The 14,112-nt window shown below is 46.8% G+C and carries 13 protein-coding genes; 3 read left to right on the plus strand and 10 right to left on the minus strand.

What is annotated here, in order from left to right:
* Positions 1-71: 71 nt before the first annotated feature.
* The 9 genes from hemZ to ACMN7X_RS14880 form a co-directional block, all read right to left on the minus strand.
* Positions 72-1,571: a coproporphyrinogen dehydrogenase HemZ gene (gene hemZ, locus ACMN7X_RS14840; RefSeq protein ID WP_418748229.1), complete on the minus strand. Its 1,500-nt coding sequence runs from the start codon at positions 1,569-1,571 to the stop codon at positions 72-74.
* 8 nt (positions 1,572-1,579) lie between these two features.
* Positions 1,580-2,209, minus strand: coding sequence for an MBL fold metallo-hydrolase (locus tag ACMN7X_RS14845; protein ID WP_418748230.1), 630 nt, complete (start codon positions 2,207-2,209; stop codon positions 1,580-1,582).
* A 5-nt stretch (positions 2,210-2,214) separates the two neighbouring features.
* Positions 2,215-4,512, minus strand: coding sequence for a RelA/SpoT family protein (locus tag ACMN7X_RS14850; protein ID WP_418748231.1), 2,298 nt, complete (start codon positions 4,510-4,512; stop codon positions 2,215-2,217).
* 8 nt (positions 4,513-4,520) lie between these two features.
* The gene (locus ACMN7X_RS14855; protein WP_418748232.1) at positions 4,521-5,045 is read right to left on the minus strand and encodes an adenine phosphoribosyltransferase; all 525 of its coding nucleotides are present in this window, start codon (positions 5,043-5,045) and stop codon (positions 4,521-4,523) included.
* 71 nt (positions 5,046-5,116) lie between these two features.
* Positions 5,117-6,859 carry a single-stranded-DNA-specific exonuclease RecJ gene (recJ, locus tag ACMN7X_RS14860; protein WP_418748233.1) on the minus strand — a complete coding sequence of 581 codons (1,743 nt, stop codon included), beginning with the start codon at positions 6,857-6,859 and terminating at the stop codon, positions 5,117-5,119.
* Positions 6,860-6,930: 71 nt separating this feature from the next.
* Complete coding sequence (gene secD / locus ACMN7X_RS14865) at positions 6,931-9,162, minus strand: protein translocase subunit SecD (protein WP_418748234.1); 2,232 nt, start codon at positions 9,160-9,162, stop codon at positions 6,931-6,933.
* Positions 9,149-10,522 (minus strand): thioether cross-link-forming SCIFF peptide maturase, encoded by a 1,374-nt coding sequence (gene scfB / locus ACMN7X_RS14870; RefSeq protein ID WP_418748235.1) that lies wholly within the window; start codon positions 10,520-10,522, stop codon positions 9,149-9,151. Before scfB ends, secD begins: the two co-directional genes overlap by 14 nt.
* A 141-nt stretch (positions 10,523-10,663) precedes the next feature.
* Entirely contained in the window at positions 10,664-10,807 is a 144-nt protein-coding gene (gene scfA / locus ACMN7X_RS14875; RefSeq protein WP_178550582.1) for a six-cysteine ranthipeptide SCIFF, read from the minus strand.
* Positions 10,808-10,907: 100 nt separating this feature from the next.
* Positions 10,908-11,264 carry a TIGR04086 family membrane protein gene (locus tag ACMN7X_RS14880; RefSeq protein WP_418748236.1) on the minus strand — a complete coding sequence of 119 codons (357 nt, stop codon included), beginning with the start codon at positions 11,262-11,264 and terminating at the stop codon, positions 10,908-10,910.
* Positions 11,265-11,353: 89 nt separating this feature from the next.
* Between ACMN7X_RS14880 and ACMN7X_RS14885 the strand changes: the two genes are divergently transcribed.
* Together ACMN7X_RS14885 and ACMN7X_RS14890 are read left to right on the plus strand one after the other, a co-directional pair.
* Positions 11,354-12,193: a PHP domain-containing protein gene (locus tag ACMN7X_RS14885; protein WP_418748237.1), complete on the plus strand. Its 840-nt coding sequence runs from the start codon at positions 11,354-11,356 to the stop codon at positions 12,191-12,193.
* A gap of 27 nt (positions 12,194-12,220) precedes the next feature.
* On the plus strand, positions 12,221-12,652 hold the full coding sequence (locus ACMN7X_RS14890; protein ID WP_418748238.1) for a DUF3592 domain-containing protein: 432 nt from the start codon (positions 12,221-12,223) through the stop codon (positions 12,650-12,652).
* Between the two features lie 9 nt (positions 12,653-12,661).
* On the opposite strand, the gene ACMN7X_RS14895 is transcribed toward ACMN7X_RS14890, so the two are convergent.
* Positions 12,662-13,432, minus strand: coding sequence for a 4Fe-4S dicluster domain-containing protein (locus ACMN7X_RS14895; RefSeq protein WP_418748239.1), 771 nt, complete (start codon positions 13,430-13,432; stop codon positions 12,662-12,664).
* Between the two features lie 121 nt (positions 13,433-13,553).
* Between ACMN7X_RS14895 and ACMN7X_RS14900 the strand changes: the two genes are divergently transcribed.
* A complete protein-coding gene (locus ACMN7X_RS14900; RefSeq protein WP_418748240.1) occupies positions 13,554-13,976 on the plus strand; it encodes an Rrf2 family transcriptional regulator in 423 nt (140 codons plus the stop codon).
* Positions 13,977-14,112: the final 136 nt, after the last annotated feature.

Consider the following 14,112-nt stretch of genomic DNA (forward strand, 5'->3'; position numbering starts at 1 on the left):
TAAAAAAAGACAAGGATAGCCTTTCTCGACTTCCTTGTCTTAATGTAGATTAGCACACCCATTTCATTTTTTCAAGCCCTTTTTTCAAATATTCCGGAATTTGGAAAATTTCGCTCTTTTCTCTCAATCATCTCATCGATGCGCTCAATATAGTCTTTAACACTTTTTACATTTTCCACCCGTTCCAGCCGATTCTCCGCCGGATAGAGAATTTTTGACGAACCGCCGGCGCCGACGGCAATAATGTTCTGCTTTTCCTCCATAATAAGAATATTGTAAAGACATTCTTTTCCCGGTTTGGCATAGCCCACATTTTCCAGATTTCCCGCCATATTTTTCTGACGGTAGAGATAATAAGGCTCCATCCCCATGGCTTCGGCCTCATGCCAGGCCATATCGATCATCCGGTTGACCTCTTCCTGAGGCGCCGGCAGATAAAGCTCCAGATTCTGATTCAAACGGGATGCCCGCTTCACAGCCAGCGAATGTACCGTCAGACTGTCCGGCCCCAATCGGCGAATCCCTTCCAGTGTTTTTTCCACGTCCCCGGATTTTTCTCCCGGAAGACCCAAGATCAGATCCATATTGATATTTGAAAAGCCGACCTGCCGTGCCATATAAAAGGCCCGCTCCACATCTTCCACCGTATGCCGCCGCCCGATCACATCCAGGGTTTTCTGATTCAACGTCTGCGGATTAATGGAAATTCGCTGAATTCCATGAGCTTTCATCACTTGCAGCTTACTCTCATCGATGCTGTCGGGCCGTCCCGCCTCGATCGTAAACTCCCGGGCCGCGTCCAGATCAAAATTCTCTTCCAGCGTATACAGCAGCCGGTCCATCTGCTCCCCGGTCAGGGACGTCGGCGTTCCGCCGCCCATATAGACTGTTGTCAGGCAACGTTTATCTACCATCCGGCTCACCCGGCGGATCTCCTTAAATAAAGCTTCCAGATAATCATCCACCCGGTCCGCCCATACGCCCAGCGGGTAGGAGGAAAAGGAACAGTAAAGGCAGATTGTCGGGCAGAAAGGAATCCCCACATAGAGACTGAAGGAATGTTCCCCGTCAATACCTTCCAAAATCCGTTTTTCATTGGACGCCACCCGGGTGCAGAGACGGATCTTTTCTTCCGACACCTTATAGGTCTGCCGCAGATGCTCCGCCGCTTCTTCGATAGAATATCCCGCATCATAAAAAGTCATTGGGATTTTTGTCGGGCGAATTCCGGTCAAAGTCCCCCAGGGCAGCGTTCGGCCCGTCACCTCGCAGAGCAGGTCATAAAGCCCCGTTTTCAGACAATTTTTTCCGGCCTTTCGCTCCTCCGGGAAATCCGCGATCAATCTTTCCCCGAGCACCCGGCCCGCTTCATCCCGCAAGGTCAGCCGAAGGCTGTTTCCGCCATAAATAGCCTCCAACGTCCGGCCCGCCTTCTCCGGCGCCATTTTCTTTCCGTCTTCCGCCTCATTTTCCGTTTTCCGGGCGAAAATTTTCTCCCCATGGTAAAATGCCATGAGGAGAGCCCGGATATCATTTTCATATCTTTCTTCGTTTAAAATTAAATCTATCATCGTTTCTTTTAATAAATAAATGGATTATGTGCCTTCTCGTAAGCAATACTCGTTGTTCCGCCGTGTCCCGGAAAGACATCCGTATCATCCGGGAGCACAAAAAGCCGTGTCTTAATGGATTCGATCAACTGGCGGCTGCTTCCCGTAGGAAAATCCGACCGTCCCACAGAGGCTTCAAACAGGGTATCGCCGCTGATCAGCACCTTTTCCTCCTCCATATAAAAACATACGCTTCCAATCGTATGACCCGGCGTGGAGATCACTTTCAGCTTCATTCCCGCCAGTTCCAGCACATCGCCGTCAGAAAACAGTTCATCCGCCTTCATGGACATATAGGCGCCCATCATCGTGGAAACGTTGATCTGCGGATCCGCAAGAACCTCTGTCTCGTCCCTGCTGGCATAAATCGGAATGTTATATTCTTTTTTCACACCGGCCACACCCATAATATGATCAAAATGGCCATGAGTCAAAAGAATAGCCACCGGCTTCAATCCCTCGCTGTTGATCCACTCGATGATCTTCTGCGCCCGGTCTGCCGGGTCCACAATTAATACCTCTTTTGTATCTTCATTAATTAAAAAATAGCAGTTTGTCTGAACTGGCCCGAGGACCATCATTCGAATTGCAAGATTCATTGGTATCAGCCTCCTGTTGTTCGCTCGATATCATAAACACATTCCAGATTTCTCAGCTTGTCAATGACTTTATTTAACTGAGCTACGCTGTGAATATCAAAAGCCGCGTTGATCGTTGCCGTATTATTTTTGCCGGAACGGCTGGACATGGCCGTCACATTGATTTCATTTTCGGTAAATACTCTGGCAACCTCGACAAGCACGCCGACACGGTCCTCCACATAGATATTGATATCTGCCTTATATGCTTTTCCGGTCACTTCATCCGGCGCGGCCGACCACTCGGCTTCCAGGATCCGCGCCCGGTCTTCCTCGGAAATATGAATCATATTTACACAGTCCGTCCGATGAATCGATACACCCCTTCCACGGGTGACAAAGCCGACGATCTCATCCCCCGGCACCGGATTACAGCATTTTGAAAACCGCACGGCCACATCATCCAGTCCTTTGACGATAATGCCGCTCTTGCCTTTTTTCTCATGCCGGTCATCCGCCGGTTTTTTACTGATCTCAGAAATATTTTTAAGTACCTGGGTATCCGTGACTTCTTTTTTCTTCTTTTTATTATCTTCCTCAACCAGCTTATTGATGACCTGGCCTTCCTTTAAACCGCCGTGTCCGACAGCCGCCAGTACCGCGTCCCAATCCCGGAAACCATATTTTCGGATTACCTTATCCATATATTCCGGTTTAAGGATCTCGCTCAGAACAATACTCTTTGTCTTACAGTATTTATCCAGCTGTTCTTTGCCCCGGAGAATGTTGTCCTCCTTGTACTGGGTCTTAAACCACTGATTGATCTTATTCTTTGCCTGGGTACTCTTAACAATATTCAGCCAGTCCCTGCTCGGGCCCTTGGAATTCTGAGAGGTGATGACCTCAATACGGTCCCCATTCTGAATCTGATAATCGATCGTTACCAATTTGCCGTTCACTCTGGCTCCAACCATCTTATTGCCGACCGCACTGTGAATACTGTAGGCAAAGTCGATCGGCGTTGAACCATTCGGAAGATTTTTTACATCTCCCGCCGGCGTAAAGCAATAAACACTCTCTGAGAATAAATCCAGATCATTTTTCAGAAGGCTCATAAACTCCTTATTATCGGACATATCCCTCTGCCACTCCAGAATCTGACGCAGCCAGGTCAGCTTGGCCTCTTCATTATTCTCAATATTCTTTCCATTCGGGTCCTCTTTATATTTCCAATGGGCCGCGATACCATATTCCGCCGTTTTATGCATCTCAAAGGTTCTGATCTGAATCTCAAAAGGCTGCCCCGAAGGGCCGATCAGCGTTGTATGCAAAGACTGATACATATTCGGCTTCGGCATGGCGATATAATCTTTAAAACGCCCCGGAATCGGTTTATACATCTCATGGATCAGCCCCAGAGCCGCATAACAGTCCTTCACCGAATCCACGATAATGCGCACCGCAAATAAATCATAAATCTGATCCAGCGTCTTATCCTGATTGACCATCTTACGGTAAATGCTGAAGAAATGTTTAACCCGGCCGCTGACTTCCGCCTTGATGCCGCCGTTCTTCATATGCTGGCTGACCTCATCGACAATGGCGCGGACAAAGGCTTCTCTCTCGCTCTTTTTTGAGGCGATACTTTTCGCCAGATTATAATAGACATCCGGCTCCAGATACCGGAGAGCCAGATCATCCAGCTCGATCTTAATCTTGGAAATACCGAGACGCTGAGCGATCGGCGCATAGATATCCATCGTCTCTCTGGCTTTTTCCTTCTGTTTTTCCGGTTTCATATATTTGAGGGTCCGCATATTATGCAGCCGGTCCGCCAGCTTAATAAGGATGACACGGATATCCTTCGCCATAGCCAGAAACATCTTCCGCAGATTTTCCGCCTGGACTTCCACCTTATCCGAAGAATAGGACAACTGTCCCAATTTGGTAACGCCGTCAACGATCAGCGCAACCTCGGAACCGAACTCCGCCTCAATATCTTCCCGCGTCATCACCGTATCCTCCACCACATCATGGAGGAGCCCGCCGACGATCGTTTCTTTATCCAATTCCAGATCGGCCAGAATGATCGCCACACAAATTGGATGAATAATATAAGGTTCCCCGGACTTGCGCACCTGCCCCTTATGCGCATCATAAGCAATCTGATACGCTTTTTTTATCAGGGTCACATCCGCCGAGGGATGGTATTTTTTTACTTTTTCAATGAGTTCATCATAAAGGACCTCCGGTGGTATAAAATCACGCTTTTCCGACTTATCCCGGTCATCCTCGATGATATCCACATCAATGACTTTGTCCATCGAATCCCCTACTTTCCTTCATATACAATGACAGAATCCACGTCATACCCCTCAAGCTTTGACCGCCCGTTCAGCCCGGCCAGTTCCATCAGGAACAGATTTTTTACGACAACGCCGCCAAGTCTTTCCACCAGTTCGATCATGGCTTTGGAAGTTCCGCCCGTCGCGATCAGATCATCAATAAGAACGACTTTCTGTCCCGGTAAAATGGCATCTTTATGAATTTCTATTTCCGCTGTTCCATATTCCAGTTCATAGGAAGCCGACACCGTTTCCCGCGGCAGCTTTCCCTTTTTACGTATAAGTACGAACGGCTTATGAAGATTATAGGCCAAAGGCATTCCAAAGATAAAACCTCTGGATTCCGAACCGGCGATCACATCAAACTCCAGACCTTCCAATTTTTCCATCAACGAATCAATCGACAGTTTTAAGCCGTCGGCATCCTGCAAAATGCTCGTCACATCTCTGAAAATAATTCCCGGTTCCGGGAAATCCGGTATACTCACTACATAATCCTCTAATTTCTTCATACTTTTCTCCCTCTCTTCTGGAATAATCGATACCAACCATTTTACCACAGGTTACTCTAAAAAAACAACATTTAACGGGGAATTCTCTGGAAATTCTGTATAATTATCTGTAAAGTCCTCCGACCGCCGTATTCATTCAAAGACGGATAATAGGTGAACGCCAGATCCACCGGATTTGAAAGTCCCGCATACATCCGGTTTTTTCCATCCTTCCCATAGGCCTTTTCCACACAGGCGTCAAAGGCCTCAATATCTTCATAATACAGGGCGTCCATCGTCACGCCGCTGTCGTTGCGGACCCGCATCTTAAGGACATTTTTGTTTTTGCCGATCAGTGACGCCCGAAGCACGCTTAAATGCTTTTCCGCAAACAGTGGTTTTCTGTTGCCCTTGCCGAAGGGTTCCAGCAAATCCAGTTCCTGAATAAAGCCTTCGCTGATATAGTCCAAAGGCATCGGCACATCAATATGTATCACGGGGATAAAGTCTTCCTCCGTCAACTTACAGCTCTGATTCAACCGCTCCCGCAGCACCGGAAGGTTTTCCTTCTTAAAACTCATTCCCGCCGCCATGGCATGACCGCCAAAACGCAAAAATAAATCTCTGCAGGCGCTTAATTCTTCAAACATATTGTAAGCCTCGATCGAGCGCCCGGAAGCCTTGATCACCCCGTCACTCTCAGTCCCCACGATCGCCGGGCGATGATACCGCTCCCTCAGTCTTCCCGCGATAATTCCCGCCAGACTTTCATGGCAGTTCTCCAGACACAAAACAATGATCTTATCTCTATGAAGGCCCTCCCGTTCCGCCTGGGCAGCGGCCCGCTCGGCGCCAAGAAGGGTCATCTCCTTACGGCTCTGATTCAATTCAACCAACTCTGAGGCCAATCCTTCCGCCTCACGCCAATCCTCCGTCTGCAGCAGACGAATCGCCATATCCGCCGAATCCAGACGGCCCGCCGCATTAAAGCAGGGGCCGATCTTAAAACCGACATCGTAGGCCGAAATGTGTCGGCTGTTTAAACCGCTGCGGCGAATCACTGCCTGAAGCCCCGGATGATCTGTCTTTGCCAGCGCGTGAAGCCCGTATTTCACAATAATCCGGTTTTCATCCACCAAGTCCATCACATCCGCCACCGTCGCTATCGCCGCAAACGGAAGCAGTTCATAAAACTCCTGCTTCGGCACGCCATAAGCTTCGTACAATAATTCGACAAATTTCCATGCCACGCCGGCGCCGCAGAGACCTTTAAAAGGATATTCACAGTCTTCCCGTTTGGGGTCGATCACCGCATCTGCCGACGGGAGCCGGAGAACCTCATGGTGATCCGTGATAACCACATTCATGCCAAGACTCTTTGCGGTCTCCACAGCTTCCGCTGCCGCAATTCCGTTATCGCAGGTCAGAATACAGCCGGCGCCCTTTCCATAAGCCTCCCGCACGATCCGTGCGTTTAAACCATAGCCCTCCTGTATCCGGTCCGGGGCCACAACATAGGCCCTTCCGCCGACACGCCGGATACCACGCCAGAGAATATATCCTGAAAAAACACCGTCCACATCAAAATCGCTGGCAATGCAGATCAGCTCTCCGCCGTCGATCGCCCGGCGGATACAGGCCAGCCCCAGATTCATATCCTTCATCTTTTCCGGCCGATGAAGTGAATCCAGATTTCCATATAAAAACTGTTCGAATTCTTCATCGGTTTTCAATCCCCGGTTCACCATGATCCGCGCCAACACCGGGCTGATGCCAAAGGTTTCCGACAAACGGTTAAAATCCGCTCTTTTTGCGGCAACCATCCATTTTTCCATAATTCCTCCAAAAAGCACAGAAAACTCCACAGGAAAATCACTTCTCCGGCAGAGTTTCTGTCTTATATTACTTAATTCTTCTTGCCAATTTTTTTCATCAAATACCAGAGTGTCCCCGTAATAAAGATGGATGACCATGCTCCGGCGATGATACCGGCCATCAGCGGCATGGCAAATTCACGAATGGACGCAACGCCCAAAATGTACAAAACAAATACACTGATAAAGGTCGTCAGCGAAGTATTTATACTTCTTGACAATGTCTGAGTAATACTGGAATTGACAATGTCCTCCAACGGCGCCCGGTACATGATCTGCCGGTTTTCCCGAATACGGTCAAAAATAACAATCGTTGCATTAATTGAATAACCGACAATCGTCAGCATACATGCGATAAAAGTATTGCCCACCGGAATACGAACAAGCGCATACACCGTCAGCACGCAAAGGACATCATGCAGCAGGGCAAACACAGCACTTGCTCCGAATTTGATATCCTTAAAGCGGAACCAGATATAAATAAGCATACAGATACCCGCGATCACAACGGCAATAATGGCATCCTTCTGCATTTCGCCGCTGACAACCGCACTGATGCTCTGTTCTTCAATCGCTTTTTCATCCACGCCGTATTTTTCAACAAAAGTGTCTTTCAGTGCTGCCCTGGTCTCCTTATCCAATACCTGAGTTTTTACAACAATATCGTTGGAACCCTGAACATTCTGAAGCTGCACATCGCCGGTGCCGATTGTTTCAGTGATCGTCTTTAACAGTTCGGCGCCCTCTTCCCCGGTAACACTGATATTCTCATTAAACGGCACAGTCATAGAGGTACCGCCGGTGAAATCCAGACTGTAATTCATCGCGCCTTTACCCTTGGAGCTGTTCAGGCCCATACCGACAAAGCCCGCAATAATGACTACCGCAGAAATAATATAAAAGATTTTTGCCTTTTGCACAAACGGAAATGCCTTCTTTTCCTTCTGCTTTCCGTAATATTTTTCACTGGTAAAGCCCAGTCCATAAAGTCTGTTGACAATAAAATGGGTTATTACCAGGGCTGTAAACATGGACAAAACAATACCTAATGCCAATGTGATCGAAAAGCCCTTAATTGTTCCCGAACCTTTAAGATAAAGAACAGCCGCCGCGATCAATGTGGTGATATTACCATCCAGGATGGCAGAACGGGCCTTTTTAAAGCCGGTCTGAATCGCATTCCGCACATTCTGACCTGCGGCAATTTCCTCCCGGATACGGGTGAAAATAATGACGTTGGCATCTACTGCCATACCAATGGACAAAATGATACCCGCAATTCCCGGCAGAGTTAAGGTCACATCCAGTCCGTTTAAGAGACAGAGCATCGCCGCCACATAAAGCAGTAATGCGAGACCGGCCGCAACACCCGGGATCATATACATAACGATCATAAAGACAATGATGATCGCCAGGCCGATGGCCCCGGCCTTCAAGCTGGTAGCAAGGGCTTCTTCACCCAGTTTTGCCCCGACCACATTGGAACGGATCTCATTCAGATTCAATTTCAAAGCGCCGAGACGGATATAGGTTGCCAGAGAATTTGCCGACTCATAAGTGAAATTACCCTCGATAACCGCCTGTCCGTTTTCAATGGTTGTATTTACCTTCGGGTAGCTGATCACTTCGTTATCATAAACAATATAAATCGGTTTTCCGATATTCCGGGCAGTCGCCTCTTTAAACTTCTCAGCTCCCTCCGAATTCATCGTCAACTCAACCACATACTGGGCATTGCCGTAGCTGTCCTTCTGGGTCATCGGCTGAGCATCGATAAGATCATTGCCGTCCATCACCAGGTTAAATGTAGAACTGTCAGATAAACCGGCCGCTTCCGCCGCCTTCTTTGCCTCCGCCTTTTCCTCATCGGACATATCGGCCGCCGAAGCCGTTGTTACCTCGTAAAACTGAACGGTTCCCGGATTGCCGAGTTCTTCCAGAATCTTTTCCGCATCGTAAACACCCGGAATCTCCACATTGATCCGATTTGTACCTTCCTGATAAACTTCTGCTTCCGTGCTGTAGCTTTCCACACGCTTTTGAAGCTTATATACCGTATCATTCATATCTTCCGCCGAAGGATTTTCCTCGGCAGCCTCATACGTAATACTGACACCGCCGGCCAGATCCAGGCCGAGCTTAATATTTTTTGCACTTCCCTGACCGCTCTCATCAACGCCCTTCCAGGATACAAAACCGCAGGCGGCGATGATAACCAAAATAAGAATCAGGCCGATCAGACTCTTTCCTTTACTGTTCTTCATTTTTCAACTCTCCTTCTCTGGCCGCTTTCAGCATAATGGCACATTCCACACGCTTACGCATCATCTCGCAGCCGATGTCATATGTATCTGTAATCTTACCCGTAAAATTGTAAGCATTTGCAGCACAGCCGCCGCTGCAATAAAATTTTGCAAAACACTCCTGACATTTTTCCCGGGCATATACATTGCAGCATTTAAACTCTTCCTGAATATCCGTACGCACAATGCCGTCATCCACATTCCCCATCAGAAATTCCTCCTGGCCGACAAACTGGTGACACGGATAAAAATCACCCCATGGTGTGACCGCCAGATACTCCGTCCCTGAGCCGCAGCCGGAAAGCCGTTTTGCAACGCACGGGCCCCCGGAAAGGTCAATCATAAAATGGAAGAAATTAAAGCCGCGGCCTTCTTTTTCCCGCTTTAACATTTCCTGTGCCAAACGGTCGTATTCCTCCATGATCTTCGGCAGATCCGATGGCTTAATCGCATAATCCTCACTCTCCGGCGCCACCACCGGTTCCACGGAAATCTGCTTAAACCCTTCGTCCGCCAGATTCAGCACATCGGAAGCAAAATCCGTATTATAATGAGTGAAGGTTCCCCGGACATAATAATTTGTCTGATTCCGGCTCTCGGCCATCTCCTTAAACTTCGGAATGATATGATCATAGCTTCCCCGGCCGCCCCGGAACGGACGCATAAAATCATGCACTTCTTTTCTTCCGTCCACACTTAAAACCACATTCGCCATCTCTTTATTGGCAAACTCCTGAATCTCTTTATTTAAAAGCACGCCGTTGGTTGTCAGCGTAAACCGGAATTTCTTGTCATGCAGCTTCTCCTGCTCGCGGCCATAGGCTACCAACTGTTTCACCACATCGAAATTCATCAACGGCTCTCCGCCAAAGAAATCCACTTCCAGATTTCTCCGGGAGCCCGAATTGGCAATCAAAAAATCCAGCGCTTTTTTTCCAACTTCAAAACTCATCAGCGCCCGGCGCCCATGATATTCGCCCTCTTCGGCAAAACAATATTTGCAGGCCAGATTACAGTCATGGGCAATATGCAGACATAAAGCTTTGACAACCGTCGGCCGCTTTTTAAAATCAAAAATATAATCCTTATAAATATCCTCCGTAAAAAGACACTCCGCTTTGACAAGCTCTTCAATCTCTGAATAAGCCTCCCGAATATCTTCCGGGGAATAGGTTTCTGAAAGCTTCTCTGCGATTTCTTCCTTTGAATTCGTTTCATATAAAGCGATCATATCGTATACCAGGTCATCCACCACATGGACAGACCCGCTGTTTACATCAAGAACAATATTGTAACCATTATTTTTATACTGATGAACCACGCTTACTGCTCCTTACATTCCTATTTTAATCCTATGTATTTAATTCTATGTACAAAAAGCAAAGTGGGCAAGCCCACTTTCCTTCATATTAAGCAACAAGTAATAAGCAGCGACTTAGCTGACTAAACCGCTGCTTATGTATTATTTGTTATTTTCACAGCTCTGGTTTCCTACAGTACAGGAAGTTTTGCAGGCTGACTGGCAGGATGTCTGACATTCACCGCATCCGCCCTTAACCATAGAATTCTTTAAAGAACGCGTATTTAAAGACTTAATATGTTTCATGGGAAGGCCTCCTTTTATCATTTTATTCGCAATACAGACAGTATACCATACTTGTTTTTATTTTAAAAGATTTTTTTTATATTTCGCCCCAACTGTATTTTCAGCTCAGCATACCGCCCAGCATACCGCTTCCCATGCAGAGCAGAGCCAGCGCCGTCCCCGGCACGATTTTTTCCGGCTGCACCCCTTCCATGGCAATAACCGCTGAAATATGAATACTGTAATAAAGGACGCCGATGATCAGTCCCCACAAAAATTCTCTTTTTTTCATTTTTCTGCCAATGTAAAATCCGCCGATCAGGCAGGAAGCGATATAGGTCGCTATCACGCCGATCTGAAGCTGTGCCGCCGCGATATCCAGCCAATATAAAAGCCCCGAAAGTACCAGCAGGGCGGCGGCGGAAATAACATAACTGATCAGCAGCGCCTTCAATATAGAAATCACATAGTTTCTCAAAACATATCCCGTCCACAAACCTTTTTTTTACTATATGTTTTTTTCACGCCAAAAATGCTATACTAAACGATAGAAAGGACGGTTTATTTATGAAACGAATTGATCTACATACACACTCAAATGCCTCCGACGGAAGCTGTTCGCCGACAGAGGTTATGGAAGCCGCCGCTGCTGCCGGCCTCGCTGCCGTCGCACTGACGGATCATGATACAATGAATGGCGTGGCCGAAGCAATGGCCGCCGCTGAAAAATTAAATATTGAATGTATTCCGGGCATTGAACTTTCGGCAGTCTATGGCGACCGGGAAGTTCATATTGTCGGACTGTTTCTTGATTTTCGGGATTCCCTGCTGGCTGAACGCCTGGCTGATTTTCAGCGTATCCGGGAACGAAGGAATCTTCAGATGATTGAAAAAATGCAGTCTGCCGGGGTAGATATCACTATGGAAAAAGTCCGGGCACTGGAAGGCGATGCGGTCATTACCCGTGCCAACCTGGCCCGATACCTTGTCCATATCGGCTATGCAGCCTCTATTAAAGAAGTTTTCGATAAATACCTGTCTCCCGGTCTGCCTTTTTATGTGCCAAAAACCGGCGTGACCCCGGAGGACGCTGTTCGTGCCATCCGCGACGGCGGCGGTATCGCCATTCTGGCCCATCCGCTGCTCTATGGCTTTACCCCGTCCCAGCTGGACATCTGCATCAAACGCTTAAAACGCTGCGGACTTCAGGGCATCGAAACCTATTACAGCACCTATTCCCCGGCGGATGAAAGGAATATGAAGCGGCTGGCCGACCGCCATCACCTTCTTTACTCCGGCGGCTCGGACTTTCATGGGGCAGTCAAACCCCATATACAGATAGGAAAAGGCATGGGAAAACTGGTCATCCCCTATGATGTGCTGGAAAAATTACGGTCATGCCTGTAGTTTATACTTGCAAGAAAGGAGATAGCTATGGTTCCTCTCATTTTTGCCACTATTTGTTGTGCCTATCTGGGCATAGCTTTTCTGGTCAACTATTATAAAGATGAAAAGAAAGAATATGTACTGGTAGTCGGGCAAGTTGTGCGAAGCGATAGAAATCGATCTTATCATAAGGGATATCACGGCATTGGCTATATACCAGTCATTGAATATAGTTACCAAAATAAAATTTATCAGGTACATCATAGGGTTAGTTCCTCTAAGTATGGAAAAAACATGGAAATTGTTCCAAACTCAAAATATCATATTGGTGATAAAGTGGAACTCAGAGTATATGTGGATAAGCCGGAATATGCACTTATAAATGACAGAAATAATATTCTGCTGCCGCTCTATATCGGAATTCCGCTAACCTTATTAAGTGTAGTACTTTTATGTGTCGCCATAATTATGATGAACTAAAATCTCTTTTTAAATAAAAAGTTCATTATTTTTTCTTTCGGAACAGGCTTTTTTGATAGCCAGCGCGGCAACAGACACCATAGCCCCATTGACTTTGCGGGCGGATTGCGGACAGTTTGCAACGCAGCGCATACAGGAAATACACTTTTTGCTGTCCGAAATTTTTAAATTGTCCCTGCTGATTGCCTCCGCCGGGCACTGTTCCGCACAAAGGCCGCAGCCGTTACACTTTTTATCAGCCTTTGGAACCAGTCCGGCGCCTCCGGCTTTTTTATAAGGCCGATCACCGGGAATCTGAAGCACAGATGCATAATCACTGTCTGCATCTTTTATTTTTTCAAAGATTTTTTCCGCAAAACCATGCAGTTCATCCCTGTCCTTCAAATCAGGTCTGCCTGCGGCATACTGGTGCATGATGGAATGTTCTGCGATGGCAGATATTGCCGCAATAACCTTAAAATTACTCTGTTCCGCAATATCATATAATTCAACAAGTGTATCTTCATAGGCCCGGTTTCCATATACGCAAATGATGACACATCGGGCCTGATTACCATTTATTTTTCCAAGTCTTTCCGCTGCCAGTGCAGGAACCCTTCCTCCAAAGGACGGCACAGCAATGACTGCCAGATCATCCTGGGAAATATTTAAGGCAGAATAATCATTCTTCGGATTGGTTAAATCAATCCCGCTGACAGGTTTCTCCCACTCTGCCGTTATAATATCAGCAACCTTCTGTGTCCCTCCGGTTGGACTAAAAACAATCTGCAATGCTTCCATATGTATTCCTCCTGTAATTTTTAGATTTACACCTATTATACCAGCGGAAAGGTGTAATGTCAACATTTACAGGTAGTCATATCCGTGTTAAAATAACTCTAAAAGGAGGAAAAGAAACATTATGCACATCAGCACAAAATGTTCCGTCGCCATTCATTGCCTGATTTTTATCTATGAATACGGAGATACAAAAAAAGTAACCAGCGAATTGCTTTCATTATCCAGCGGAACCAATTCGGTGACGATTCGAAATATCCTCAGCGCACTAAAAAAAGACGGCATCATATCCATTAAATTCGGAACCGGCGGCGCAACGATGAATTGCCCTTTAAATGAAATAACACTGTATCGTATATGCAAGGCGATAGAACCGGATTTTTTAACAAAACTTTTCGGTATTCATTCTTCTCCTTCGCCTTTTTGTCCGGTTGGGAAAAAAATTCACAATGTGCTGGATACCTCTTATCAAAAGATTCAGGATGATTTATGCAGCAGCCTGAAAAGTATCACAATGGAAGATGTAATTGCCGACTACAGGCATTGAACTATTATGACGGTCATAAAGGAGCCGTCGCACTAAGTAATTAGTGCGCAGCTCCTTTTTTGTGCGAAAAATAACTGCCAGACCTCGAAAGAATCCGGCAGTTGGTGTAAAATTAATGTATGACCAAACACATTAT

It is taken from the genome of Frisingicoccus sp., from assembly GCF_048388605.1.
Lineage (GTDB): Bacteria > Bacillota > Clostridia > Lachnospirales > Lachnospiraceae > Frisingicoccus.